Here is a 25,446-nt window from a genome sequence, read left to right on the forward strand (position 1 = left end):
ATCGCAAGGCGGAGGGTCGTCCGCGTACTGGGCGTACTCGGGCGATCCCGACAACGCGGCGAGGTGCCGTGCCAGGCGTCGCGAGCCAGACGGGACTTTCGAAACACGCCCTAGCACGGCGGATCACGGGCGCAGGTCGAGCATGGGCTCGGCGTACCGGGTCGCGCCGCAGGCCGTCAGGAACACCGGGGACTCCGCCTCGGGCAGGCGCAGCAGGTCGGCGAGCCGGTGTTCGTCGAAGGACCGCGCCGGACGGGCGAACAGGCCGTGCGCCGCCGCGCCCAGGGTCAGCCCGTGCGAGACCCAGCCGCACCAGACCTGGAGCAGACCCCAGGCGGCCGGCCCGAGATCCTCGACCAGCGTCCGCAGATCGGCCGAGAAGATCCACAGTGCGGTGGCGTGCCGGACGCCGCAGTCGTTGGCCGGCGTGAGCGGGTAGCCGAAGAGCGCCTCCATCCGGCGCGGCAGCTCCGGGTCGGCCTCCGCCAGCCGCAGCCCGCCGTCGGTGAACCCGTACCGGCCGGTGGGCAGACCGGCCAGCCGCTGGGGTACCACGGTGAGCCTGACCCGGGCAGCCACCTCGCGCAGCGCGACGGGCGCCGGGGCCGCCGCCCAGGCCAGCAGGTCCCGCAGGCAGTCCTCGCCGCGAGTGACCGGCCGGGCGGAGAACCCGCTCAGCGGTCGTGGCACGCGGCCCGCCGACCTGTTCCACCACACCCGGGCCCAGTCCTGGTCCGCCTTCTCCGATCCGGGCCGGGGCAGCTCCGGGAGCGCGCGACCGGGGCCGGCGGGGGTCGCGGGGCCGGCCAGCCGGGGGGCCACGGCGGCGGCGGTCTCGGCGAGGCTGAGATGGCGGGTCTCCACTTCGAGCAGGGCGTCCAGCTCGGCGTCGAGTGCCCCGCCACCGACCGGCTCCAGCGGTCCGGGCGACGGCAGTTCGCCCACCTCGTGCAGCGTGACCACCACCGGTGCCGACCAGCTCCCCGGACCGGTCGCGGCCACCAGCCGGGCGGCCCGGACCACCTCGGGTCCCGACATCCGGACCGAGGCCCGCAGGCCGAACAGCTCGGCCGTCGCCAGCAGGCTGCGCAGGTTGATACCGACTTCCAGGTCCGCCAGGGCGCAGCGCAGCACACCGTAGGGCGTCGGCAGATCGGTGTGGCGGCCGGCCAGCACGATGTTCAGGTCGTTCCGGGCGGGACGCGGAGCCGGGGCGTCGGCCGGGTCGAGGTCGACCACGGCGTGCCGGTACGGGTCGAGATATCCGGCCGGGCCCTCGGCGGGCACCGTGAAGACGTGCACCGGAAATTTGCTGCGGACGGAGGCCGTCACGCGGTGGTCGTTGGCGGGATTCGACGGCTCCCGGCGCAGTGGCCCGAAGGCCGCTGCCAGCACGGCACCCACCCGTCGGCCGCCGCCGTCCTCGGCGGCACCTACCCGGCCGGCCGGGTACGGGGTGGCGGCCAGCAGGTCGTGCGCACCGAGGGGCAGCGGACGGCCCCGGTCGCCGCGGGCCGACCGCGGCGGGAGGCAGGCGGTGGTCGGCACCCGCTCGTCCACGTTGATCGGATCGTGCAGCAGACCGCGCAGCGGCCCCTGACGCAGCGCGAAGCGGAGCACGTCGGCCGTGCCGGTCACGATTCCTCCGGGGCCCGGGTGGGGGCGGTGGGTGGGGCGGCCAGCCAGATCAGGCCGCAGGGAAGCGGTACGGGGCCGAGCACCGGGTCGGTGGTGAGCCTGCGGGCGTGGACCGCGCGGCCGCGCAGCACCTCCGGGGAGCGGAGCGCGGCATCGAGGGCGGTGAGCTCCGTCGGGCCGGCCCACTCCAGGGCCCGGGTGCCGACGGTGGCGGCCGCGAACGCGGCCCTGTCCTGCTGGAGTCCGGCCAGGGCACGGGCCAGCGCTGCCTGCGCGGCGGCCTGGGCGGACGGTCCCCACTGGCGGGCGAGGCGTGCACCGGTGTCCGCGTGGGTGACGGTGACCAGGGTCCAGTCGGTGCCCGGGAGGGTGCGGCGGCTGAGCCTGGCGGGGCGGTCGAAGTAGTGGGTGAGGGCCCGGACGAGTGACCGGGCCAGCGGCGTGGCCAGTTCGGACCCCGGCAGCGGCGGGCCGTCGTCGGTCTCCTCCGCGGACAGGACCCGGAGCAGGCCGTCGAGCAGCCAACGCCGGGACGTCGTACCGGCGGCGGCCGTGCCCGGGTGGGCGGGATCCGGCCTCGCGTCCTCGGCCGTCGCCCGGAGCAGCCGCAGCAGCGCGTCCCGCCGGGCGTCCTCGGGCTCCGTCCCCCAGCCGAGCAGCACCGGCTGTCCCGGCAGCACGATCGCTTCCAACGCAGCCAAGCGGAAAGGCAGTTGGGGCAGGTCGAAGTCGTCCCGCCACTGTCCGAGCCCGGACCACCGTGTGGTGAGCGGCTCGTCCGGAGTGCTGTCCGCCGGGGAGAGCGTGTCGTCGGCGTCCGCCGGTGCCTGGTGGGTGACGGGCGACCAACGGGGTCCGGCCGGGCGGACGGTGAACGGGTGGCGGGTGGTCCGGAGGGTGCGGCCGTGGATGAGGTGGAGGTCAGGGGTGTCGAGGGCGGTCGCGCCGAGGTGGTCGAGGATGCCGCGGGCGGCGAGGGAGCCCGCGAGGGTGGCGGCGTGCAGCGTGGGGGCGCGTCCGGCGGGGTGGCCGCGGGACCAGGCGGCAGCGCGTTCGGCCGCGGCCCGGAAGGCGCGGGCCTGCGGCACGCCGCGCAGCACCGGGCCGACGATCTGGTGGCCGTCCCCGGCCGGGACCGGGATGTACGGGGTGTCGCCCGGGAGGAGGGCGGCGAGCTCGGGCAGCTCCACGGGTGCGGCGACGGCGAGGACGGCCGCCGCGGTGCGGGGGCCCGGCCGGTCGGTGACCGTGCCGACGCCCAGGTTCAGCAGCCCGCGGGTGGCGCTCCTGGCAGCGGGACCTTCGCCCAGGACGGCCACCTCGGCCGCGCGCAGGACGGCGAAGGCGGCGTACGGCTCGGCGCAGTGCTCCTCGTAATGCGCCAGGGCGTCCCCGTACCGTTCGGCGGTCGCGAGGTCGGGAACGGGCCCGCCGGCCCGGTCGAGGTCGAACAGCACGCCCTGGTCGAGCAGCGCCACCAGGACCTGTCGCAGGGCGACCCGCTCGGTCGGCTCGACGACGGAGCCGAGCAGGTCCGCCGCGTCGGCGCCGTCGGTGAGTTCGCCGAGCCGGTCGTCGAGGAGCCGCTGGAGGGGTGGCGGGGAGGCCAGCACGAAAGTGCGGTCGCCCCGCGCGCAGTAGAGGCCGCGCGCCACCGGTACGAAGTGCGCGCCGGGGCGCAGCTTCACCCTCACGGCCTGGCCCCGTCGTGGAAGCGCCCGCCGGGCGCGCGGTCGTACTCCAGGACCCATTCCAGGGCGTGCGCGCCGTCCTGCACGCCGACCGGAAGCTCCTCCAGGCAGCCGCCCGCGGGGAGTTCGCGGACGGTCTCGGCCAGCAGCGCGCTGCCGAGGTCGACGTAGCGGGTGCGGTCGGGTGCCGTCGGCAGCGGGCCGAGGAGGCCGTCGGGGTCGGTGTCGGCCGGGCGGGGTTCGACCAGCAGCAGTTCCTCGGGGACGTCGTGGGCGGCCCGCCAGTCGGCGAGCGCGCAGAGCAGTCCGGGCCCGGTGGCGGTGGGCAGGTCCTCCCCCGGGTACCAGCGGCGGCCCTGGAGGACCACCCGGCCCGCCGTCAGCCTGGGCGACGAGACCGTGCCGGTGGTGCGGTGCGGATCGGCGGCGGCCTCACCGGGCGGGTCGAGCCGGAGGCGGCCGGTGCCGTGCAGCCAGAGGGCGATCCGCATCGGCGGCGCGAGCCGGCCGGGCGTGGCCAGGGCCGGGGAGTGCACGGCGACCGGCGCGCCGTCCGGGTCGAACAGCTCCAGGGTGTCGGTGCCGGGGTCGTGGGCCAGGGTGAGGCCGAGCCAGCCGACCGGGTCGATCCGGCCGGGGAGGAGCGGTGGGCGGTGGTTGACGTCGAGGCCGTGCAGTCCGCGGTCCTCCAGCAGGGCGGCGGGGCCCGCGGCGCGGTTCAGCCGCTCGGCGAACCTGGTGCGGGCCTCGCCGCCGAATGTGCGATCGGTGCCGATGTACCGCAGTGCGGAACTCCCGCCGCCGGGGTGGTACCCCCGGACCGCGAGCCGTTCACCGATCGGCCGCACCAGCACTCCGTACGAGGCGTGGGGACGACGGAAGCGCTCGGGAAGTCCGTCGGCGAGGGCGGCCAGCTCCGCCGGGTCGATCCTGACCTCGGTGGGCCCGGTCGCGATCCGCTCGCCGAGCAGCGCCCGGGCGGCGACGCGCAGCCGCAGCAGTTCGGTGAGGGAGCCGTCGGTGGGGCCGAAGTCCGCACTGGTGACGGGAGTCAGCAACCGGGCCCGGCGGGCGACCACGGCGACCAGGTCGGCGGCGCAGTCGGCCAGCCTGACCCGGCCCCCGGGACCGAACCGCTCGGTGAAGGCCGCGACCAGCAGCGCCCGGGCGTCGTGCACCCGGTCGGACAGGGCGACGAACTCCAGCACCCGGGCCAGGTCGTCCAGGGCCTCCCGGTGCGGCGACGCGGCGATCCCGACCGGCGGCAGCACGTACTCCTCGGTGACCCGTAGTCCGATCGGGTGCGAGAGCAGGGCGTTGAGAGCCCGCTGGTCCTCGGCCAGCCCGACCAGGGCGTCGGCCGGTGGCCGCTGCTGGTGACCTGCGGCGGCGTCCAGTCGCTCCTGGACATCGACCAGCAGCTTGGCCGCTCCGGGGTGACGGTCGGTCAGGAGTTTGGCGGCGGCTGCCGCAGGGCGTTCGTCCTGACCGTCGAACCCCGCTGCGCCGACCAGGAGTTGGAGCTCGACCGCCTCGGCCGCCAGGGCGGCTGCGGCCTCCGGTCCCAGCGCGAGCCCGGCGGCCAGCTCCCGGACCAGCACCTCGGCGGGCAGCGGACCGAGCTCGACCAGGCCGAGCAGGGCCCGGACCTTCCCGGTCGCCGCGGTGCCGACCAGCCGGAGCTGTTCGCCGTCGCGGCGGTAGAACTGGACCTGGGAGTGCCGGTGCCGCACGGTCCAGTTGGCGCGCAGCAGCGGCGGGAGCGACCCGGCCGCCGGACCCGGGCCGGCCAGCAGGGCGTCGACCGCCATCACGAGCTGCGGCCGGTCCAGCGCGAGGACGGAGCGGCCGCGGGCCGGGGCGAGGCCGGGTCGGTCCAGCGAGGCGCCGTGCTCGTCCCAGCGGCCCAGGGCGACCGCGGTGTGCGCCGTCGGCGGCCCGAGCCGGAGCATCGCCCGGGTGAACTGCTCCAGGACGGCGGGCTCCGAAGCCGTGGCGTCCCGCGCGGCGGTCGGCTGCTCCGGCGGGTCGGCGGCGAGGTAGCGGCTCACCGGGCCGCCGGGCCGTCCGGCGGCGAGCGTCGACCGGAAACCGTCCCCGAGCAGCGCCGAGCGCAGCGCGGCGCGCTCCTGCCGTAGCGCCTCGCCGTGAGCGGTCGCCACCTCGCGTTCGGCCGCCGCCCGGTCCGGGGCGGCGGCCAGCGCGGTCAGGGCGGCTCGCAGACCGGGCGAGGTGAGGCGGCGGCCGGGGACGCGGCCGAGCAGGAGGACCGGGGTGTCCGCCGGGCCGCCGGCGGCCGGGGCGGTCATACGGTGGCTCCGGCAGGTGCGGCGCTCTCCGTGGCGAGTCGGGGACGGACCTTGTCCGCGAAGAGTTCCACCGAGCGCATGGCGTCGGTCCCGCCGAAGCCGCCGAAGTCCGCCTGCCAGAGGATCCCGTCCAGGGAGACCCGCTCCTGGAAGCGGCCGATCTGGTCGGCGACGTGCTCGGGCGAGCCGACGAACGCCGTCCCGGTGGCCCGCAGGTCCTTCGCGGTCAGCGTACGGACCACGTTGCCCAGACCCGTGTACTGGAGGTAGTCGGTGGAGACGGTCTCGTCCCAGGTGTCCAGGGCGGAGGCCCAGACCTTCAGGTACTCGTTCAGGTGCGGGTCGGCCAGCTCGCGGGCCTTCTGGTCGGTCTCGGCGACCAGCAGCGGCAGGCTGGCCATGACGCTCGGGGTGCCGTCCGGGTGGTGCGCGGCGAACGCCTCGCGGTAGCGGGCGGTGAGCGAGGTGTCGAACTCGCGGCCGGTCGGGGTGATCAGCAGACCGTGGCCGAACCGGCCGATCCGGTCGAAGCTCTCCGGGGTCTGCACCGCGGCGACCCAGAACGGCGGCCGCGGGTTCTGGGTCGGCCGGGGAAGCACGGTGGCGTTCTGGAACGAGAAGTACGGGGTGTCCTCGGTGACCTGCTCCTCGGTCAGCAGCCGGTGCACCGCGTTGATCGTCGCTTCGAAACGCTGCCGGCTGCCGTCCATCGGCACCTGGAAGGTCTGGAACTCGTGCGGCAGGTAGGCACGGGCGAAGCCGACCTCCAGGCGCCCGTCGCTGATCGCGTCGACCATGGCGATGTAGGAGGCGAGTTTCACCGGGTGGTGGAAGACCGGCAGGGTGCAGCCGGTGATCAGCCGGATCTGCCGGGTCTGCGCGGCCACCGCGGCCAGGAAGGTCAGTGGGCTCGGGCAGTAGCCACCGTAGGCGTGCAGGTAGTGCTCGGTCATCTTGACGTAGTCCATCCCGGACTCGTCCGCCAGCCGGCAGAGGTCGAAGACCTCCCGGTAGTAGTCGACCGGAGACTTGGTCCGCGGTGAGGAGTCGGGGAGGAAGGAGACGCCGAAGCGCATGGTGTTGCTCCTAACTGGGCGTCAGTCGGTGTCGGCCTGGGCGGCCGGGCCGAGCAGCACCGCGGTGTACGCCTCGGGGCGCAGGTGGGCGGCGGCGGCCGCGCGGACCTCGTCGTCGGGGACGGTGCGCAGCCGGTCCGCGATCCGGTCGGCCCAGTCGGCGGGCAGGCCTGCCAGGACCGGCCCGTACAGGCTGTCGGCCAGACCCTTCTGGGTGGAGCGGACGAGCGCCTGGATTCCGAGTGCGTAACCCCGGGCGGCGGCGATCTCCTCGGCGGTCGGCGGTCGGTCGCCGGAGATCGCGGCCAGTTCTGCCAGGGTGCTGTCGACGGCCGCGGTCGCGTGCCGCGGCGCGCTGGCGAACTGGACGGTGCCGAGCGCCGAACCGGTCCGCTGCTCGATCGCGGACTGCCCGGTGTAGATCCGGCCCTCCCGTTCGCGCAGCCGTTGGACCAGGCGCGACGAGAAGTAGCCGCCGAAGACCTGGTCCGCGAGCACCAGCGCGGGGTGGCCCGGATCCGTCCGGACCAGGGAGGGCGCGGCCAGCCGGGCCTCGCACTGCCGGGACCCGGCGGCCGGGACGGCCTGGGCCGGCTCCCCCTGGTGGGCCGGGGCGGGCAGTGGGGCCATCCCCACCGCCTGGCGCCGGGCCGACCAGCCGCCCAGTGTGATCGCCGACTCCTCGACGACCCGGGTGGGGTGGACGTCTCCGACCAGAATCAGTGCCGAGCCGCGTGGCACCAGTCGGGTCCGGTGCAGTTCGGCCACCTCGTCCCGGTCGACGGCTGCGACCCGGTCCGTGGTGGGGGTCTCCCGGGTGGCCGGGTGATCGCCGAAGCAGCGGCGGAGCAGCGCCGCTCGCGCGGTCCGGGCCGGCACCGACTCGGTGAGCCGGATCCGGTGCAGCAGCCGCTCTCGCTCGGCCTCCAGCGTGGCCGGCTCGTACCCGGCGCCGGTGAGGCAGTCCGCGAGTACGGCCAGCAGCCGGGGCAGGCCCTCGGTCAGTACCTGACCGGTGATCCGGAATTCCTCGGGCCCGACCACGGCTTTCAGAGTGCCGCCCACGGCGGCGAGTTCGTCGTCGACGGCGGTCCGGCCGCCCCCCGCGCCGCCGGTCAGCAGGGTGCAGGCGAGCAGTTCGGCGGCGGCCGTGTGCCGGGCGGTGGAGCCGCCGAAGGGTACGCCCAGGCGGAGTTGGACCACCGGGGCGGTGGCCCGGCGGGCCGCCACCACGCGCAATCCGGTGGGCAGGACGGTGTCCACCACCTCCAGCGGTGGCGCGGACCGCGGTGGGGCGAGCGGGGGCAGCATGGCCCCGGTGCTGCCGGGGTTCATCGGTCGGCCTTCCGCTCGGGTACCAGCCGGAGCACGGCCGGGTGGCGTCCGGCCAGGTCGGCCGTCACCCGCCGCACGTCCTCGGTGGTGACGGTGGCGAAGCGCCGCGGTGCGTCGAGGACCAGTTCTCCGTCGCCGTGCAGCAGTTCGTAGCCGGCCAGTCGTCGGGCGCGGACCCCGACCGGGTCGGTGTCGGAGTACCAGGCGGTCTGCAACCTCCGCACCGCGCGCAGGAGTTCGTCCTCGGCGGGGCCTTCGGCGGCCAGTTCGGCGAGTACCTCGTCGATGGCCTCCGCCGTGTGCCGGGCGGAGACGCCGGGCGGGCAGACGGCGTTGACCAGGAAGGCGTCCGGGTCCCGGGAGTCGAAGGGGCCGGAGAGGCCGGCCATCGCCATCACCTGGGTGGCCAGCCGGCGTTCGCGGATCAGCGAGCGGCGCAGCCGGCTCGACTCGCCGTCGCCGAGGACGGCGGCGGCGACCACGGCCGCCAGGTGGTCGGGCGAGTCCGGCGGCGGCATCCGTCGGCCGACGGCGATCGCGGGGAGGGGAGCGAGACGGTCGGTGCGTTCGACCGTGCGAGGCCCGGCGAGCGGCGGTTCGGCGAGCTCGGGCGGCGCGGCGGCCGCACGGGGCGGGATCGTCCCGAAGTGCCGCTCGGCCAGCTTGGCCGCCTCGTCGGGGTCGATGCCGCCGCAGATGGCGAGTACGGCGTTCGCCGGGGCGTAGTGGTGGTCGAAGAAGTCCACGCACTCCTCGACCGTCGCCGCGCCGAGCGACGCGTGATCGCCGTACCCGTCATGGGTGTTGGCGAAGGAGTCGAAGAGCACCCGCGGCAGCCGGAAGGTGGGGAAGCCGCCGTACGGCCGGTTGGTGACCGTGCGGCGGATCTCCTCGGCGATCACCGAGGCCTGGGTGGTGATCGCCTCCGGGGTGATCCGGGGTGCCCGCATCCGGTCGGCCTCCAGGAAGAGGCCGAGCTCCAGGGCCTCGGCCGGCATCGCCTGGAAGTAGCTGGTGTGGTCGCGGTGGGTGGTGCCGTTGAAGACGCCGCCGTTGGCCTGGATGTGCCGGGCGTGCTCCTGGGCCGTGAGGTTGGCGCTGCCCTGGAACATCAGGTGCTCGAAGAGGTGGGCGAAGCCGGACCGGGACTCGGAGCGATAGCCGACCCCGTAGGCGACGGCCAGGCCGACGGCCGGACTGCCCGGGTCCGGGATCACCACCAGCCGCAGTCCGTTGGCCAGCCGGTGCCGGTGCACCTCGGCGACGGCGGGTGGGGCCGCCGCGGTGGGCACGGTCATGAGCCGCTGCGGATCGCGCGGGCGGCGAACCAGGTGGCGAATGCCGCCAGGCCGGCCGCGACGGCCACTCCGACCAAGGTGTCGCTGCCGCCGAACTCGCCTGCGAACAGGGCACGTTCGGCTGTCACGATGTGCGAGATCGGGTTGGCTTCGGCCAGTCCGGCGAGCCAGCCGGGCGCCAGCGCCAGCGGCAGCAGCACCCCGGAGAGCAGCATGGTGGGCAGCATCAGCGTGTTGAGCACCTGGCCGTACGCCTCTTCGTTCTTCACCAGCAGCGCGAGCCCGTACGCGAGGCCCGACATCGCCAGGCCGACCACGGTGACCAGGGCGAACGCGGCCAGCACCCCGCCGACCGGCGCCCGCAGTCCGGCGACCAGCGCGCCCAGGGTGAGCAGCCCGGCCTGGAGGGTGAGTACCACGGCGTCCCGGAGCATCCGGCCCAGCAGCAGGCCGAGTTCGCCGGCCGAGGAGATCCTCATCCGGTCCAGCGCGCCGGACCGGACCTCCGAGATGATGCCGAAGCCGACGAACACGGCGGAGAAGACGCCCTGTTGGACGAGCAGACCAGGGACGAAGACCCGCCAGGTGTTGCCCCCCTCGAAGCCCGGCGCCTGGCCGATCCGGCTCAGCAGTGGGCCGAACAGGGCCAGGTAGAGCAGCGGCTGCATCAGGCCGAAGATCACCCAGGAGGGCTTGCGGAGGGTGTAGCGCATCGAGCGCTGGAAGATGATCCAGCTGGTCGCGGCGGTGGTCACGTGGTCACCTCGGTGCTCGGCGTCTCGGTGGCCGACAGGATCTGGTCTCCGTCGGAGGGCACGGGCAGTGCGGGGCGGCCCTCTTCGCGCAGGGAACGGCCGGTCAGGCGCAGGAAGACGTCGTCCAGGGTGGGGCGCTTGACGGAGACCGACTCCAGGGCGACGTCGGCGAGGTCGAGGGCCCGCAGCAGTTCGGGGAGCAGTCGCTGGGCGTGCGCCACGTGGAACTGCACGCCGTCCGGCGTGGTGTCCAGGTCGCAGCCGGGGACCAGCCGGGCGACCACGGTCGCGGCGTCGCTGATCCGGCTGGTCTCCAGGGTGACCACGTCGCCACCGATCCGGCCCTTCAGCGCCTCGGCGGTGTCGGAGGCGATCACCCGGCCGCCGTCGATCACGATGATCCGGTCGCAGAGCAGGTCGGCCTCTTCCAGGTAGTGCGTGGTGAGGAAGACCGTGGTGCCGTGCCCGGTGCGAAGTCTGCGCAGGTGGTCCCAGAGGTTGGCCCGGCTCTGCGGATCCAGTCCGGCGCTCGGCTCGTCCAGGAAGAGTACGGCGGGGTGGTGCACCAGCCCGAGCGCGACGTCCACCCGGCGGCGCTGGCCGCCGGAGAGCTTGGCGATCGGCCGTCCGCTGAAGCCGTCGAGCTCGAACTGGTCGATCAACTCGGAGGTCCGGGAGGCTGACTGACTGAGCGTCATTCCCTGGAGTCGGGCCTGGGTGCGAAGTTCGTCAGCGACCAGGTGCTCGGAACCGCCGGAGGACTGGCCGACGTAACCGATCGCCCGCCGCACCGCGGCCCGCTCGCGGACCACGTCGTGGCCGGCCACCGAGGCGGTGCCGCCGGTGGGCGTCTGGAGGGTGGTGAGCATCCGTACCGTGGTGGTCTTGCCGGCGCCGTTGGGGCCGAGGAAGCCCACCATCTCGCCCTCGGCCACCTCCAGGTCGATGCCCCGGACGGCGTCCACGGTCCCGTTCCGGACGGCTTCGACCGTGCCAAAGCGGGTCCGGTACGAGTAGCTGAGGCCTTGCGCGCTGATCACAGAGTTCCTCCGGTCCTGAATCGAACAGGCGCCGCGGGATGAGACGGGCGGACAACGGTCAAGCCCTGGGCGGCCCGTCGGCGTCGCCGCACCGGCGGCGGCCGGGCACTGCGCCACTCTGGTCAATTCCGCGCCGCGGAGTCCAGCGCCCGGCGGGGGTCGAGATCTCGTCTGACAGCAACGTGCCAATGGCGGCGAGGCGGATCTACCGGATTGCCCGGATTCGGCGACGGGGTGACCCCGCGGGCATTTCATGACTACGGCAGGAAAGGCCGGCGGCGGCATTTTGCTGCCGTTCGATTTCCTTGCCGGGATCTCTCGGCAGGCACTTAGCTCATGCCCAGCCGCCGGCAGCCCGCCGGTCGATCCGAAAGGAACCCGCCATGAGCACTGCTGTGGACTTCGCCGCGTTCGACGTCAACGAGCTGGCCGTCCTGGACGCCAACGACGCCGTCGCGCTGCCCGACATGGGCGCCTCGGTCATCATCATCATCTCCTACACCGAGGACGGCGAGGAGATCCTCACCGAGGACACGCTCAACGACATCGGGAGTGGCTCGCTCAGCACCTCCTCCTCCTGCTGCTGATCTCCCGCGGCTGACCATCCCCGACTTCTCGTAGTCGGGTGCCGGCAGAGCCGGTGACACCGTACCGAACGGCCGTCAGCGATCGTGCCGCCGGTTTCACGCCGACCGACCGAATCGTGCATTTCCTGGAGTCGTCATGCGAACTATCGATCCGGGCCTGGCCATACGGGTTTTCGACTATTCGGATAATCCGCGGGAGCTGCTGCGAGAAATCAGCGAGCCCCTGCTGCACCTGAAAAGCTCGCAGCAGCTCCCCGTGGTCCATGTGCGCCGAGGCTGGCTGCACGGCTCACACCTCCTCCTGACCCTCCGCCCTTACGGCGAACGGACCGTCGACGCCGACGAGTTCGTCGCCACCGCGACCGCACTGGCCGCCGCCCGCGGCGCGAGCGCCCCGGACCAGGAGACCTACCTGCGCCGCGCACAGGAACTCGCCCGCTGGGAGAACGTCCGGGACGAGTTGCTGCCCTGCCATCCGCAGGGCACCGTGATCGCCGAACCGCACCGGCCGCGCACCGATTCCCCGGCGCTCTCCCAGGCCGTCGACCAGATCATGGGACGCTTCCTCGAACCGGCGCTCGGCTCGCTGGCCGTCCCCGAGGCCGACCTGCTGCCGCACCTCGCCCAGGTCCTCGCGCTGCTCGCCCGCACCCACCCGCGCGGCATCAGCGCCGGCGCGCTGCCGTACCGCTCGCACGCCGAGGGCGTCGCCTCGGTGACCGGGAAGCACGCCGACCTCAGATCAGCTTTCGCCGCACGGTACTTGAGTGACCGTCAGGTCTTCCTCGACGCCCTTCAGGCACCGGTGCAGAGCGACACCCTGCGGTCCTGGGAACGGGCCATGCAGTACGCCTGGGGAGTGGCCGAGGCCCACACCGCCGGCCAGGCCGTCGACGACCGTGTCCTTCAGGGCGCGGCCGGCGGCGGGGACTGGGAGCACCCGCTCGGCACCCCGGTCCGCAGCGAGTTCATCGGCGCGGTCCTGGACGGCGGCATGCTGCGCAAGCCCTCCTACCGTCACATCGCGCACCGGATCGTGCTGAACGTCCTCTACGCCGGCCTGACCTGCTTCGGCATCACCCCGATGCAGCGGTACTACCTCTGCTACGGACTGGGCGAGGGGACCGACGAGTTGACCGGTGTGTCGTCCATCGAGCGGGTGCAAGCCTTCAGCAGGGAGCTGGCGTGACCACGTCCTGGAACCTGGCCGACACACCCATGTACCGGGTGAATCCCACCCCGGGTCTGCGCCTGGGCGGCGACCGGCTCGGTACCGTCCTGCGGGCCCTGTTCACCGCACATCGGGACTGCCGGTCGCTGGCCGACGAGGTCTGCGAGGAGCTCTACCGACTCGCCGGGGTCGCCGTCGGCCGCGAACGCCACCGCCTGCTGCGGCTCAAACGCGCCGTCTTCAACGACCGCTCCCCGGACGCCGCCGACCTGCGGGACGGCTGGCAGACGCCGCTCCCGCCGGCCGTCACCGCCTGGCTGGCCGCCAGCGAACGCGGCCAACTCGCCCGTACCGCACTGGAGGCGGGTCTGCCGGGCTTCCTCGCCGAGGAGCGTGAACGGCTCGCCCAGGCGGTCGGCTCCGAGCCCTTCCAGCTCTCGCTGGCCCTCAACTCCCCCCAGGTGCTCGACGCGGCCCAGCGCTACCGTGCCTCGCCGGGGGCACTGACCGCCCGTCAGCGCAAGTCCGAGCGCGGACTGCTCCAGCACCTCGCGCGCGCCCTGCTGCGGGTCAGTCCGCTGTCCCGGCTCACCGCCGTCGGCTTCGCCGATTGGTCCGAGGACGGCCGCCGCCTCGACGAGGCCGCCTTCGACCGCCGACGGGCCCACTCCGTACTCACCCCCGACCGGGCGCTCTTCTCCAGCCTGGTCAACGGCATCGCGGCCCCGCCCCGCCCGGGTGAACTCCCCGCCGTCGTCCAGCACAACGCGATGCTCCGGCGGGAGGGCACCCACGTCCGCTTCCAGCACGTCGCGGACGGCCGGCGGCGCACCCTTGCGGCCGAGCTCAACGAGCAGCTGACCACCGTGCTGAAGCTCACCGTCCTCGGCCCCCTGCCGGTCGAGCTGCTGACCGCCGAACTCGCCCGCCGGTTCGCGGTGCCCGAGCCGGATGCCGCCCGACTGGTCACCGCCGCCGTCGACGCGCAGATCCTGGTGGCCGCCCCGGTCCTCGACGAGCAGGCCGCGGACCCGCTGCCGCCCGCCGAGAAGCTGCTCGCCGAACACCACCCGGAGGCAGCCGCGACGGTCGCCGCGATCGCCGCCGACCTCGACCTGATGGCCCGGGACTCGGTCGGCGGACGCCGGGCCGCCCTCAGCAGGATCCGCACCGCCGAGACCGCGCTCAACGAGCTCAGCACCTGCCCCGCCAGGCTCCAGGTCAACGAGGACTACCTGCTGGAACCCGGCGCCGTCTCGCCCGAGGGCTACCGCGCCGCACTGGCCGACCTCGGCCGGGTGACCGCCTTCCAGAGCCTCTTCGACCGGCATCACGAGATCCGCGCCCTGCTCACCCGGGCCTTCACCGACCGCTTCGGCGTCGGTGCCCGGGTCGACCTGCTCGACCACGCCGACGAACTGGTCACCCTGGTCCGCGGCCGGGAGCTCTCACTCACCCGGGCCGACGCCGAGCAGTGGGGCCCCGCCGACGGTTCGCTGTCCGAGCTGCGCCGCCGGCGCGCCGCCGCCCTCGCCGTCCTCGCCGCCCGGATCCGCGAGGCCGGCGACGACGCCGAGGTCTCGGTGGACCCCGGCCTGCTCGCCTCGCTCGCGGACGGCCTGCCCGACCGCTTCCGGCTCCCCACCGCGTCGTACGGCCTGCTGGTCCAGCCCGCCGACGGTCGGCTGGTGCTGAACGCCTGCTACACCGGGCACGGCCAGCTCGGGACCCGCTTCCTCGGCGCTCAGGCCGAGCTCGGCAGTGACGTCGCCTCCCGGATCGCCCGCCGGATCCAGCACCGGTTCGGCTCCGACGGCGTCCGGCTGGTCGAGGACCGCGGACTGCACCGGGCCAACATCAACCACCGGATGCGGCTGCTGGACGAGACCTTCACTCCGGAGGACTGGCTCGGAGTCACGCTGGCCCACGACCCGGTCGCCGACCGGCTCGATCTGCTCGACCGGGACGGGCAGCCGGTCCGGGTGATGTCGCTGGGCATGAAGTGGGTCGAACTCCAGCCCACGCCGCTCACCCTGGCCGTCTGGCTGTACGACACGGGCCGGGTCGCCTTCGACCCGGTCGGGCAGCTGCACACCCAGCGACGCGACCTCGACGGCGGCACCGTCCGCTACCCCCGGCTGGTCGCCGGGGACGTGGTGCTGCAGCGCCGCCGCTGGTACCCGGGGGACGACCTCCCGTCCATGACGGCCGGCGAGCCGGAGGACGAGGCCGCCCACCTGATCGCCATGACGCGCTGGCGCGCCACGCACGACATGCCCGAGGAGATCGTCATGAAGACCCCGCTCGGCATGCCGGCCGGCCAGAGGCTGTCCGGCGACGCCGCCGCCGCGGCGCTCACCCGCTACCTCAAGACACGCAGCCGGGAGAAGCCCCAGTACCTGGACCTGGGCAGCGCGCTGATGGTGCGGGTGCTGCCGAAGTTCCTGGAGCGCCGGAGCGCCGGGTTCTTCGAGGAGGCCCTGCCCGGGGTGCGCGGCGGGGTCACGGCCGGCGAGTGGCTGCTGGAGTACGACATGGTGCACGGCCCTGGCTCCGAGCAGCCGCAGGCCGCGTCCGCCGGGGAGGACGAGTGAGGGTCAAACTGCGCCCCGGTACGCACTTCGCACCCGTCCGGCAGGGCGTGCACGTCGCCCGGGTCGGCGAGTCCTTCGTCCTCGCGGGGCCGCCGACGCTGTACACCGTCCTGGACAGTCGGCTGGCGGAGCTCAGCGACGGCACCGACGTCGACGCCCTCGTCGCGGCCTTCGGGAGCGAGTCCGCCCGCCCGGCCCTCGACCGGATCCTGCGCACCCTGGTGGACCGGGACGTCCTGCTCGACCTGGACGCGCTGACCACCCCGGCACCCGACGGGGCCACCGCGGCCCGCTACGCCGAGACGCTCGCCTACCTGGAAGCCCACAGCCCGGACCCCTACGGGGACTTCGCGCGGCTCCGGGGCGCGCGGGTGCGCGTGCTGGGGAGCGGACCCGCCGCCGAGACGGCGGCGCGGTCGCTGCGGCGCCACGGAGTGGCGGACACGGTCGCCCGCTCCGACGGCTTCGAACCGCTGGATCCGGGCTGGGTGGTGCTCATCACGGATCACGAGCACCCGTCCGGCCCACCTGCGGCGCTGCCGCCCGGCACCCGGGTGGTCGCCGTGCACGCCGGGGAACACGTGGCCCTGGTGGCCGAGCTGGACGACGCCACCGGGACGGCCGCCTTCGAAGCGGCCGTCCACCGCGCGGCGGCCTGGGTGGCCGGGGACCCCGAGGCCGGCGCCCCGCGCCCGCTCAGCGCGGTCCTCGCCGGAGCGCTGGCGGCCCGCGCCGTGCTGGCCGGCCTCACCGATCTCGACCGGTCACCCCGGACGGCCACGGTGATCCACGGCCGGCAGCTCCGGACCACCCGCATTCCCCTCCCCGACGGCCCTGCCGCGCAGGACGGGCCGGCCGGTGGCCATATCCCGGCTGCGGCCGGGCCCCCGTCGGCACCCGCAGGGTCACTCGGGATGTCCGGGGGCGGCGAAGGACTCGGCGTCCCGGTGCTGCCGACCGAGGACGCCGATCCGCCGGGGACCGAGGAATTGCTGACGGCCTGGACTCCGCTGACGACCCGTTGGGTCGGGCCGGTGCGGCGCGGGCGTGACCTGGACCTGGACCAGTTGCCGTTCTCCCTGGAGACCGTCGAGCTGCTCACCGGTCCGGCCCCCGCCCGGGCCGCCGGGTGGGGGCCGGACCGCGCCGCCGCCGGCGTCGGCGCGCTGCTGGCCGCGGCGCGCCGGCTTGCCGGGCCCGACGGCGCCGCCGGGACGACCGAGGGACGCTGGCTGCTCGACGGTGTGCTGCGTCAGCTCGGCGCCGAACTCCTGCTCGGCCGTCCGGGCGACCGGATCGGATGGGACGGACTCGGCAGCGCCGAAGGCCGGACGCTGTTCGGCCTCCTGGAGTCCTGGTTCGACCGCACTGCGGATCTGACACATCGTCAATGTGCGGTGTCCGGCTGGTCGTTGGTGACGGTCACGGAGCAGGACGGGACGGTGGCCGCGACCGAATGGGGCGAGACCCCGGCCACCGCGACCCGGTCGGCCCTCGCCGCCGCCGTCGCCCGTGCCCAGGCCGACCCCGAGGTGCGCGGGCTGCTCGCCGAACAGCCGGTCGGCACCAGCGTGTTGGAGACCTGCTCGGTGACCGCGGTGCGGCTGGCCCTGAACCGCCTCGATACCGAACCGGCCGTCCGGGGCCGTACCGTCCGCGCCCGGCGACTGACCCACGACCCGGTCATCGGACAACTCCCGCTCCACTGCGGGCCGGTGCGGCTCTCATGACCGAGGACATCACGGTGGCGGAGACCCCCGGACAGCCGGCGGCGACCGGACCCCGGATCGGCCCCGGTGCGCCGGGCTCCTGGGACTGGCGGACCTGGGCCGAGCGGTTGGACGGCTGCGTGCTGACCGCCCATGGCGAGCTCGATCTGGACTGGGAACGCCGGGCGATGGCCGCCGCCCGTGCCACCGGCAAGGATCTGCTGTCCGTCCGGATCGGCGCCACCGAGATCCAGATCGGACCACGCTGGACCCCGGACGGCGCCCTGGCCTGCCCGGGCTGCGCCGCCGCCGCCGACACCTACCGCCGCTGGGACCCCGAGAAGCGCCCCGAGAGCGACCGGCGCGAACGCGAGCAGGCGGCCGCCCACCGGAGCGAACCCGACACGCGCGCACCCGCCCCCGGTCGGGCGGTCCCCGTGTCGCCGTGGCTGGAGGCGGTGGTCGGTGCGGTGCTCACGGCCCAGGCCGCGCCCGGTCCCGGTGAGCTGGTGGCCGTCTCGCGAACCGGCGTGGTCGCCCGGCACCGGGTGATGCGGACCTTCCGGTGCCGCCTGTGCGGGGGCGGCCCGCCGCTGCTGGCCTCGGCCGCCGACGGGCCGCCGGCCCTGCCACGGCCGGTGCCGCGTCCGACCACCGCCGAGGTACCGACCCGGCAGAGTTCGGCGCCCTTCGGGATGGACCCGGACCGGATGCGGGCCGCGTTCGCGGATCCCCGCTTCGGCCCGGTGGTACGGATCACCCGCTACTCGTCGGGCAGCTTCCCGGTGAGCGAGGTCGACGTACTGGCGGGGACACCGTCCGGTCTCGGCCGGGGGATGCGGTTCCGCGAGGCCGAGGCCGTCGGCATGTACGAGGCGATGGAGCGCCAGGCCGGCTACCCGCACGCGGCGACCGTCGTCCCCGACGTGCCCCACCGGGAGCTCGGTGCTCTCGCGCTCGACCCGGCGACCCTCGGCGGCTACACCGACCGCCAACTCGCCTCCCCGCTGAGCAAGGTGCGGCGGTACACCGAGGACACCCCGCTGGACTGGGTGTGGGCCCGGCCACTGACCGGCGGCGAACCCCGCCTGGTCCCGGCCGAGATCGGCTTCTACCGGTACGGCTACCGCATCAGGGCGGCGGAGGGGGAGAGCCGGCGCGGCGCCTTCCTGGAATCCTCCAGCGGCTGCGCCCTCGGCGGCGGCTTCGAGGAGGCGGCCTTGCACTCGCTGCTCGAACTCGCCGAGCGGGACGCCTTCCTGCAGGCCTGGCACCTCGCCCGCCCGCTGCCCGCCGTCGATCCCGCCACCGTCCGCGACCGCCAGTCACGGCTGCTGCTCAGGACGGCCGAGAAGCACGGCTACGACGTCCACCTGCTGGTCGCCACCGCCGACATCCCGGTGCCCGCGGTCTGGGCGCTGGCGGTGCGGCGCGACGGGGGTCTGCCGGCCAGCTTCAGCACGGCCGGCTGCCACCCGGATCCCGAGCAGGCGGTGCGCTCGGCGCTGTGGGAGCTGGCCCAGTTGGTGACGGGCGGGCTGAACTGGGATCCGAAGCCGCTGGAGCCGCTGATCGACGACCCCTGGCAGGTGGAGGAGTTGGCGCAGCACTGGCGCCGCTACACGTTCCCCGAACTGCTGCCTCGGGTCGAACGGGTCCTCGGCGGCCCGGTGCTGCCGCTGGCGGACGCCTTCGACGGCTGGCCGCGGCCGTTGATCCGCGCGGCGGGCGGTGACGTGACCGGCGCGCTGGAGTACGTGCTCGACCTGTACCGGGCGGCCGGGCTCGGCACCGTGCTGGCTGTCGAGCAGTCCACCCCCGATCACTCCGCGCTCGGCATGTCGGTGGTCAAGTGCGTGGTGCCCGGCATCCTGCCGATGTGCTTCGGGCAGGCACACCAACGCCTGTCCGGCCTGGACCGGTTGCTCTCGCGGCTCGACGCGGATCCGGCCGACCTGCCCCTCGACCCCCACCCCTTCCCATGACCGCAGCCGCCTCCGCATCCGCCTCCGCATCCACGCGACCCGGTGCGCCGACCCTGGCCGACGTCCGCCGCTTCGCCTTCCGGCAGGGCCCCGGCAAGGGGCACCTCGGCGAACAGCACCTGGTGGACGACGGGGTCCCCACCACCAGCGCCCTGCCGCCCCGGTGGGCCCGCTCGTCCACCGGCGTGCCGCTGCCGCTCGGCACCCACGAGCTGCTGGCCGCCACCTCGTACCCCGGGCCCCGCGAGCCCGGGACCGTCGCGGCGCCGGCCCCGCGCGACCGGCTCGGGCACCTGCTGACCACCGCCTTCGGCCTCCAGCGCCGCGAGCCCTCGCACCGCTACGCCGACCATCGTTCGGTCGCCTCCGGGCGGGCGAAGTACCCGGTGCACGCCTTCCTCGCCCAGGGGTCGGCGGTCCGCTATCTCGACGTGTACCGGCACGCGCTGGTGGACGTGACGCCGCCCGAGGGAGCGGCCGAGCTGACGGGGGACGGGACATCGGTGCTGCTGGCCGCCCGCTACAGCGACCTGCCCGCCGCCTACGGCCGGATGCGGTACGCCGTCACCGAGGTCGAACTCGGGGTCAATCTGCGGTCGTTGTGCGTGGCGGCGGACCTGCTCGGGGTGGAGGCCCGGCTCGCGCTGGACGGCGGGAGCACCGCCGAGGCCGAGGCCGTGGTCCGCTCGGCCGGTCCCGGCACCTGGTCCGCCCCGCTGTCCGTCCGGCTCGGCGGCCTCGGCCCGGTCGGGCCGAGCACGGTGCTGCCCAGCCCGGCCGGCATCGAGTCGGGCCACCGCGACTCCCTGCTGGAGCCGGACGATCCGTCGGTCCAGGACATGGCCGCCGTCAGTGCCCTGCGTCACGGTCTGCCGCCAGGGCCGCCGCCACCGGCCCGTGGGCTGCCCGAGGACGGCCCGGCCGGCGGCGCCGACTGGGCGGAGGTGCTGTGGAACCGCACCTCCGGCCGGATGCCGGACCGGTTGTACGGCTTCGCGCTGCGGCCCGCCGAGGTCTCCGCCGACTGCCTCGCCGATCTGCTGGCGTGGGCCGACCGGCCCCCGCCGGACCGTCTGCTGGCCGAGGTCGCCGACCGGGTCCGACTGAGCGTGGCCCTGCAACGGGTCGGCGGTCTGCCGACCGGCGTCCACCGAGTCGAGGGCAGGGAACTGACGCCCGGTCCGGTCCGGCCCAGGATCATGGCCGCGCTCCAGCCCGGATTCGGCCAGCAGCCCTCGCCGAACACCGACTCCGGGATGCGCCACGCGGCGATGGTCTGGGTCCACTCCGTCGACGTCGGCGCGCTGCTCGACGACTTCGGTCCGTCGGCCCTCGGCCTGCTCCAGCTATGCCTGGGCTGGAGCGTGCACGGCCTCTGCCTGGCGGCGGCCGCGCACGGGCTGGTCGCCCGCCCGGCGCGCTCCTTCGTCGAGTACCACGTGCAGCCCCTGTTCGGCCTACGCCGCGAGGAGACCCCGGTGTTCATGACCGTCTGCGGGACGTCCCGCTTCACCGAACCGATGCTGGACCTGCGCACATGAGGACACCCGACGCCCAGGGCCGATGGCGCAGTTGGCACCTGCACGCGGGCTCGCTGCGACCCGCCGCGCTGGAGAACCTGCTGCTCCGAGCCGTGGTTCCGGTGGTCGAGGAGCACGTGGCCGGTCAGGGGCCGGGCGACCCGCCCCGGCCCTGGTTCTTCATCCGCTACTGGCAGGGCGGTCCGCATCTGCGACTGCGGATCGCCGACCTGGGCGATCCGGCGGCCACCCGGATCACCGCGGAGCTGACCGCCCGGACGGACGCCGTCACCGCCGAGCTGCCGCCCGAGGACCGGATCACCGCCGCCTCGTACCGGCAGGCCGCACGGCCGCTCGCCGACCTCGGCGAGGGTGGTCACGCACTCGACCTCGGCGAGTTGCTGCCGCCGGGTGTCCACCCGGCGGTGTACGAGCCGGAGATCCGGCGCTACGGCGGGCCCGGAAACATGGCGCTCAGCGAGGAGTTGTTCCATGCCTCCAGCGTGGTGGCACTGCGCGCCTGCCGGGCCCGCCCGGGACACGGCCGCAGCGTCGCGGACGGGTTGGAGGCGATGGCCGCGACCCTGTCGGCCTGGCCCGGCGACCGGTCGGCTCTGCTGCGCGCGGTGCGCGACGGCTGGGCGGAGTGGTCCGGCGGGCCGGGCCGGGGAGAAGCCGCCGAACGCATCGCCCGCGGCGTCGCCGAGCAGGCCGACCGGCTGCGGGCGAGCGCGGGGGCGCTGGCCGCGCTGGCCGACGGCGCCCCGTCCCGCTGGAGTGCCTGGACGACCAGGCTCCGGCCGGCCGCCGAACTGTGGACCGAGTCCCACGGCATCCCCGGCGCCGGCCGGATCCTCGGCTCCCAACTCCACATGACCCAGAACCGGCTGGGCGTCGGCGTGGGCCGCGAGGGCATGATGGCCGCGATCCTGCTGAACCTCCTCCAGCAGCACAGCGGTGTGTCATGACGCAACGTCGGCCAAGCGGGCGTGCGGTGATCGAACTCGTCGACGTACACAAGCGATTCGGCGAGGTCACAGCGGTCGACGGCCTGAACCTGCGGGTCGAGGCCGGCGAGGTGGTCGCCTTCCTCGGGCCGAACGGCGCGGGCAAGTCCACCACCATCGACCTGCTGCTGGGCCTGGCCAGGCCCGACTCGGGCACCGTCCGGGTCTGCGGCCGCCTCCCCGTGGACGCGGTCCGGCACGGCCTGGTGGCCGCCGCGCTGCAGAGCGGCGGCCTGCTGCGCGACTTCACGGTCGCCGAGACCGTCCGGTACGTCGCCTCCGTGTACCCGACGGCCAGACCGGTCGACCAGGTGCTGGAAGTGGCCGGGCTGACGTCGATCGCCGGACGACGGGTCGGCAAGTGCTCCGGCGGCGAGCAGCAACGGCTCCGCTTCGCGCTGGCCCTGCTGCCGGAACCGCGGTTGCTGGTTCTCGACGAGCCGACCACCGGCATGGACGTCGAGGCCCGGCAGGACTTCTGGAAGGCGGTCCGCCGCGATGCGGAACGCGGCCGGGCCGTGCTGTTCGCCACCCACTACCTCGACGAGGCCGACGCACACGCCGACCGGATCGTGGTCGTACGGGAAGGCGTCGTGGTGGCCGACGGCCCGGCGGCGAGGATCAAGAACCTGGCGACCGGTCGCCGGATCCGGGTGCTCTGGCCCGGAGCCGAGCCGGCGACCGTCCAAGCCCTGCCCGGCGTGGACTCCGCGGAGGTGCACGGCGATTCGGTCCTGCTGAGCACCCGCGACTCCGACCGGGTCGCCCGCCATCTGCTGAACCACACCGCCGCCCGGGACCTGGAGATCACCGCCACCCTGGAGTCGGCCTTCGTGGCACTGACCGGCCGCGGCTCCTCCCGGTCGTTCGCGGGCGCCACCGAGTCCGACCCCGAGGAGCGCGGATGACCCACGTCACGGCCGACCCCGAGGCCTCCGCCCGGCCGCCGTACGGCGGATTCAACACGGTGGCCCTGCGACTGGAGGCGCGACGGGTGCTGCGCAACCGGCGCACCCTGGTCTTCGCCCTGGGAATGCCCGCACTGTTCTTCCTCTCCTTCGGCCTGCCGCAGGCCGGCCGGGCCGCGGGAGAGACGGGGGTGCGCCAGCTCACCATGATCAACATGGCGGTCTACGGCTCGATGCTCGCCGCCACCTCCTGCGGCGCCGCCGTCGCGATCGAACGAAGCGTCGGCTGGACCAGGCAACTGCGCATCACGCCGCTGCTCCCGCTCGCCCACCTGGCGATCAAGGTGCTGACCGCGATGCTGCTCGGACTGCTTTCGGTGGCCGTGGAGTTCACCCTCGGCGCGGCCTCCGGAGTGCGGGCCCCGCTGCGGGTCTGGCTGCTCTCCGGCCTGATCGCCTGGCTCGGCTCCTCGGTCTTCGCCGCCCTCGGCCTCTTCGCGGGATTCGTGCTGCCCTCCGAGAACGTCATGCAGTTCGTCGGCCCCGCACTGGCACTGCTCGCCCTGTGCGGCGGCCTGTTCGTCCCGCTGCCCTTCCTGCCGGAGTCGGTCCGCTCCTTCGCCCCGTTCACCCCCGGCTACGGAGTCGGTCAACTCGCCCGCCTCCCCCTCACCGGCGGCCCGGTCGGCGTGGCACTGGCCAACCTCACGATCTGGGCGACGGTCTTCCTCGCGGGAGCCGCCTGGCTGTACCGCCGCGACCCGGCCCGGTAGCCGGCCGGCGGCACGGTCGGACGCGGCCGGGCCGGCCCGCCGACTGCCATCGGCCGCACGGTCGCCGGCTTGTCCGAGCTTGTCCCGGTCGGGACGAGCCGCTGTGGAGCGCTCCGCCCGTGGCGGGGAGTCGAACAGCATCCGAGGGTTCACAGGCGCCGGGGTCGCGCCGGAGCCGAAGGCGGGGGAAGTCGACAACCATGCGGATCTCCCGCGAGGTCCGTACCCGTGTGGTGCCCGACAGGGCCATGTCCTCTCAGCCCGGTCGGCCGTGGGAGCCCTCCTCAAGGGTCGCGCGAAGGGTGGCCAGGGTTGAGGCGATGCGGGTCAGGTCGTCAGGGGGAACCGCCGCGGTCAGCGAGATGAGCACGCTTTCGACCATGGGGCGGGAAGCGGCCAGCCGCTTCTCGCCCTCGGACGTGAGGCGCAGGACGGAAGAGCGGCGGTCCTGGGGGTGTGCGACCCGCAGGCACCAGCCCGCAGCCACCAGCCGGTCGACCGCCTTGCTGACGGCCCCGACGGTGATCGCCAGTTCACCGGCGATGTCGAGCACGCGGCACCCCGGCACACGGTCGATGATCTCCAGAAGCTCGAACTGCCCCAGCCCCAGCCCTTGCTCGGCGCGCAGCCGGGCACTCACGGCGTTGTAGAGCCGGGTCTCGACGCGGACGAGGTCGGTGAAGATCGGGGTGACGTGGCTCACAGCATCTCTCCAGGTGGATTCCTGGGAATCATCTTCCTTGGAATCTGGTTGGGCTCAAGTGGATGGATTCCCAGGAATACATCCTCGCACCCCGCCCACTCCGTGGAGGCCCCCATGTCCCGACAGCAGCGCGACGCCCTGGATGCCATGTTCCGTTCCTCCCCTCGCAGCGAGACGCGGCCCACTCCCGAGAAGCAGCGCAACGGTTTCGCCGGAGCTGTCACCCGCCCCGCGCCGGAGGGCGTCATCACCCGCAGGACCGTCCTGGGCGGCCGGCCGGCCCTGGAGCTGGAGCCGGCCGAAGTCGCCGGCCGCGGCCGACTGCTCTACCTGCACGGCGGCGGCTACGTCGTCGGCTCACCGGACACCCACGCGGGACTGGTCGGTGAACTGGCCCGCCGCGCCGGACTGCGAGCGATATCGGTGGATTACCGGCTGGCGCCCGAGCACCCCTTCCCCGCGGCCGTCGACGACGGGCTGGCGGCCTATCGTGAACTGCTGGCGGCGGGCACAGACGCACGGGACCTCGTCATGGCCGGCGACTCCGCCGGTGGCGGCCTGAGCATCGCCACACTGCTCGCGGCCCGGGAGGCCGGGCTGCCGCAACCGGCCGCCGTGGTCGTCTTCTCCCCGTGGGTCGACCTCACCCTCGCGGGCGGAAGCATCCGTTCCAAGGAGGGCGCCGACCCCATTTTCACCGAGGCGGACGTGCGCGCCTACGCCGATCTCTACGTCGGCGCGGGCGACCGGGCGCATCCCCTGGCCAGCCCGGTGTTCGCCGACCTCACCGGGCTGCCCCCACTGCTCGTGCAGGTCGGGGCGAACGAGGTGCTGCTCGACGACGCGGTCCGGCTGGCCGGCCGCGCGGGCGCCGACGACATCGAGGTCACACTCGAAGTCGGGCCCGGTCTCCCCCACGTCTTCCAGCACCACTACGGCCACCTCGACGAGGCGGACGCCGCACTCGACCGGGCCGCCCGCTTTTTCACCGCCCACCTGGGCGCCGGGCACCCGGGCGCCGACCGTCTCGAACGGGCCCACTGACGTCGGCCCCGGCGGCCTGCACGTGATCAACAAACCGCATGACGCACCTTGACCGGGTCACGTTGCGCTTCACCCCAGCCAAGTGCGCCGGCCCCAGCCGGCCGCAGGAATGATCAAGGGGCCGTTTCAGATCTCCTCTGAAACGGCCCCTGATTTGATACTTCGTAAAGTCGGGACGACAGGATTTGAACCTGCGACCCCTTGACCCCCAGTCAAGTGCGCTACCAAGCTGCGCCACGTCCCGATGCCCGTCTGACCTGGGGTTTCCCCTGGCTGGACGTGCACGGAAACAATACCGCACTC

At 74.3% G+C, this 25,446-nt stretch carries 19 protein-coding genes and 1 tRNA gene; 10 read left to right on the plus strand and 10 right to left on the minus strand.

Features of this window, described 5'->3' with window-relative positions:
- Nucleotides 1-123: 123 nt before the first annotated feature.
- Genes OHT01_RS06880 through OHT01_RS06915 form a run of 8 tightly spaced genes read right to left on the minus strand, consistent with a single transcriptional unit; the run spans nucleotide 124 to nucleotide 11,142 of the window.
- Complete coding sequence (locus OHT01_RS06880; RefSeq protein WP_328552229.1) at nucleotides 124-1,638, minus strand: hypothetical protein; 1,515 nt, start codon at nucleotides 1,636-1,638, stop codon at nucleotides 124-126.
- Nucleotides 1,635-3,332: a hypothetical protein gene (locus tag OHT01_RS06885; RefSeq protein ID WP_328552230.1), complete on the minus strand. Its 1,698-nt coding sequence runs from the start codon at nucleotides 3,330-3,332 to the stop codon at nucleotides 1,635-1,637. Before OHT01_RS06885 ends, OHT01_RS06880 begins: the two co-directional genes overlap by 4 nt.
- Nucleotides 3,329-5,638, minus strand: a complete 2,310-nt coding sequence (locus OHT01_RS06890; protein WP_328552231.1) for a hypothetical protein — start codon at nucleotides 5,636-5,638, stop codon at nucleotides 3,329-3,331. Before OHT01_RS06890 ends, OHT01_RS06885 begins: the two co-directional genes overlap by 4 nt.
- Complete coding sequence (locus OHT01_RS06895; protein ID WP_328552232.1) at nucleotides 5,635-6,714, minus strand: LLM class flavin-dependent oxidoreductase; 1,080 nt, start codon at nucleotides 6,712-6,714, stop codon at nucleotides 5,635-5,637. The genes OHT01_RS06890 and OHT01_RS06895 overlap by 4 nt, the downstream gene beginning before the upstream one ends.
- 21 nt (nucleotides 6,715-6,735) lie before the next feature.
- Nucleotides 6,736-8,049: a M16 family metallopeptidase gene (locus tag OHT01_RS06900; RefSeq protein WP_328552233.1), complete on the minus strand. Its 1,314-nt coding sequence runs from the start codon at nucleotides 8,047-8,049 to the stop codon at nucleotides 6,736-6,738.
- The gene (locus tag OHT01_RS06905) at nucleotides 8,046-9,347 is read right to left on the minus strand and encodes a M16 family metallopeptidase (RefSeq protein ID WP_328552234.1); all 1,302 of its coding nucleotides are present in this window, start codon (nucleotides 9,345-9,347) and stop codon (nucleotides 8,046-8,048) included. Before OHT01_RS06905 ends, OHT01_RS06900 begins: the two co-directional genes overlap by 4 nt.
- Nucleotides 9,344-10,102, minus strand: a complete 759-nt coding sequence (locus OHT01_RS06910; protein WP_328552235.1) for an ABC transporter permease — start codon at nucleotides 10,100-10,102, stop codon at nucleotides 9,344-9,346. The genes OHT01_RS06905 and OHT01_RS06910 overlap by 4 nt, the downstream gene beginning before the upstream one ends.
- The gene (locus OHT01_RS06915) at nucleotides 10,099-11,142 is read right to left on the minus strand and encodes an ATP-binding cassette domain-containing protein (protein WP_328552236.1); all 1,044 of its coding nucleotides are present in this window, start codon (nucleotides 11,140-11,142) and stop codon (nucleotides 10,099-10,101) included. The genes OHT01_RS06910 and OHT01_RS06915 overlap by 4 nt, the downstream gene beginning before the upstream one ends.
- A 383-nt stretch (nucleotides 11,143-11,525) precedes the next feature.
- On the opposite strand from OHT01_RS06915, the gene OHT01_RS06920 reads away from it, so the two are divergent.
- The 9 genes from OHT01_RS06920 (at nucleotide 11,526) to OHT01_RS06960 (ending at nucleotide 23,396) form a co-directional block, all read left to right on the plus strand.
- On the plus strand, nucleotides 11,526-11,729 hold the full coding sequence (locus OHT01_RS06920; RefSeq protein WP_328552237.1) for a hypothetical protein: 204 nt from the start codon (nucleotides 11,526-11,528) through the stop codon (nucleotides 11,727-11,729).
- Between the two features lie 136 nt (nucleotides 11,730-11,865).
- A complete protein-coding gene (locus OHT01_RS06925) occupies nucleotides 11,866-12,918 on the plus strand; it encodes a hypothetical protein (RefSeq protein WP_328552238.1) in 1,053 nt (350 codons plus the stop codon).
- Entirely contained in the window at nucleotides 12,915-15,494 is a 2,580-nt protein-coding gene (locus OHT01_RS06930; protein ID WP_328552239.1) for a hypothetical protein, read from the plus strand. The genes OHT01_RS06925 and OHT01_RS06930 overlap by 4 nt, the downstream gene beginning before the upstream one ends.
- Nucleotides 15,491-17,224: a hypothetical protein gene (locus tag OHT01_RS06935; protein ID WP_328552240.1), complete on the plus strand. Its 1,734-nt coding sequence runs from the start codon at nucleotides 15,491-15,493 to the stop codon at nucleotides 17,222-17,224. Before OHT01_RS06930 ends, OHT01_RS06935 begins: the two co-directional genes overlap by 4 nt.
- Complete coding sequence (locus OHT01_RS06940) at nucleotides 17,221-19,188, plus strand: YcaO-like family protein (protein ID WP_328552241.1); 1,968 nt, start codon at nucleotides 17,221-17,223, stop codon at nucleotides 19,186-19,188. The genes OHT01_RS06935 and OHT01_RS06940 overlap by 4 nt, the downstream gene beginning before the upstream one ends.
- On the plus strand, nucleotides 19,185-20,729 hold the full coding sequence (locus OHT01_RS06945; RefSeq protein ID WP_328552242.1) for a hypothetical protein: 1,545 nt from the start codon (nucleotides 19,185-19,187) through the stop codon (nucleotides 20,727-20,729). The genes OHT01_RS06940 and OHT01_RS06945 overlap by 4 nt, the downstream gene beginning before the upstream one ends.
- Entirely contained in the window at nucleotides 20,726-21,676 is a 951-nt protein-coding gene (locus tag OHT01_RS06950) for a thiopeptide-type bacteriocin biosynthesis protein (protein ID WP_328552243.1), read from the plus strand. The genes OHT01_RS06945 and OHT01_RS06950 overlap by 4 nt, the downstream gene beginning before the upstream one ends.
- A gap of 26 nt (nucleotides 21,677-21,702) precedes the next feature.
- Nucleotides 21,703-22,623, plus strand: coding sequence for an ABC transporter ATP-binding protein (locus tag OHT01_RS06955; RefSeq protein ID WP_328552244.1), 921 nt, complete (start codon nucleotides 21,703-21,705; stop codon nucleotides 22,621-22,623).
- Complete coding sequence (locus OHT01_RS06960; protein WP_328552245.1) at nucleotides 22,620-23,396, plus strand: ABC transporter permease; 777 nt, start codon at nucleotides 22,620-22,622, stop codon at nucleotides 23,394-23,396. The genes OHT01_RS06955 and OHT01_RS06960 overlap by 4 nt, the downstream gene beginning before the upstream one ends.
- A 256-nt stretch (nucleotides 23,397-23,652) precedes the next feature.
- Here OHT01_RS06960 and OHT01_RS06965 read toward each other — a convergent pair whose 3' ends face one another.
- Nucleotides 23,653-24,099: a MarR family winged helix-turn-helix transcriptional regulator gene (locus OHT01_RS06965; protein WP_328552246.1), complete on the minus strand. Its 447-nt coding sequence runs from the start codon at nucleotides 24,097-24,099 to the stop codon at nucleotides 23,653-23,655.
- Between the two features lie 114 nt (nucleotides 24,100-24,213).
- Between OHT01_RS06965 and OHT01_RS06970 the strand changes: the two genes are divergently transcribed.
- The gene (locus OHT01_RS06970) at nucleotides 24,214-25,143 is read left to right on the plus strand and encodes an alpha/beta hydrolase (protein ID WP_328552247.1); all 930 of its coding nucleotides are present in this window, start codon (nucleotides 24,214-24,216) and stop codon (nucleotides 25,141-25,143) included.
- Nucleotides 25,144-25,313: 170 nt separating this feature from the next.
- On the opposite strand, the gene OHT01_RS06975 is transcribed toward OHT01_RS06970, so the two are convergent.
- Nucleotides 25,314-25,387, minus strand: a tRNA-Pro gene (locus OHT01_RS06975).
- Between the last annotated feature and the right edge of the window lie 59 nt (nucleotides 25,388-25,446).

The organism is Streptomyces sp. NBC_00358 (genome assembly GCF_036099295.1).
Taxonomy (GTDB): Bacteria; Actinomycetota; Actinomycetes; order Streptomycetales; family Streptomycetaceae; genus Streptomyces.

What these genes read in the sequence shown, in the direction of transcription:
- OHT01_RS06890 (WP_328552231.1), bottom strand. Translation starts at nt 5,638, where the DNA reads ATGACCGCCCCGGCCGCCGGCGGCCCGGCGGACACCCCGGTCCTCCTG.
- OHT01_RS06895 (WP_328552232.1), bottom strand. Translation starts at nt 6,714, where the DNA reads ATGCGCTTCGGCGTCTCCTTCCTCCCCGACTCCTCACCGCGGACCAAG.
- OHT01_RS06900 (WP_328552233.1), bottom strand. Translation starts at nt 8,049, where the DNA reads ATGAACCCCGGCAGCACCGGGGCCATGCTGCCCCCGCTCGCCCCACCG.
- OHT01_RS06905 (WP_328552234.1), bottom strand. Translation starts at nt 9,347, where the DNA reads ATGACCGTGCCCACCGCGGCGGCCCCACCCGCCGTCGCCGAGGTGCAC.
- OHT01_RS06920 (WP_328552237.1), top strand. Translation starts at nt 11,526, where the DNA reads ATGAGCACTGCTGTGGACTTCGCCGCGTTCGACGTCAACGAGCTGGCC.
- OHT01_RS06925 (WP_328552238.1), top strand. Translation starts at nt 11,866, where the DNA reads ATGCGAACTATCGATCCGGGCCTGGCCATACGGGTTTTCGACTATTCG.
- OHT01_RS06940 (WP_328552241.1), top strand. Translation starts at nt 17,221, where the DNA reads ATGACCGAGGACATCACGGTGGCGGAGACCCCCGGACAGCCGGCGGCG.
- OHT01_RS06945 (WP_328552242.1), top strand. Translation starts at nt 19,185, where the DNA reads ATGACCGCAGCCGCCTCCGCATCCGCCTCCGCATCCACGCGACCCGGT.
- OHT01_RS06950 (WP_328552243.1), top strand. Translation starts at nt 20,726, where the DNA reads ATGAGGACACCCGACGCCCAGGGCCGATGGCGCAGTTGGCACCTGCAC.
- OHT01_RS06960 (WP_328552245.1), top strand. Translation starts at nt 22,620, where the DNA reads ATGACCCACGTCACGGCCGACCCCGAGGCCTCCGCCCGGCCGCCGTAC.
- OHT01_RS06970 (WP_328552247.1), top strand. Translation starts at nt 24,214, where the DNA reads ATGTCCCGACAGCAGCGCGACGCCCTGGATGCCATGTTCCGTTCCTCC.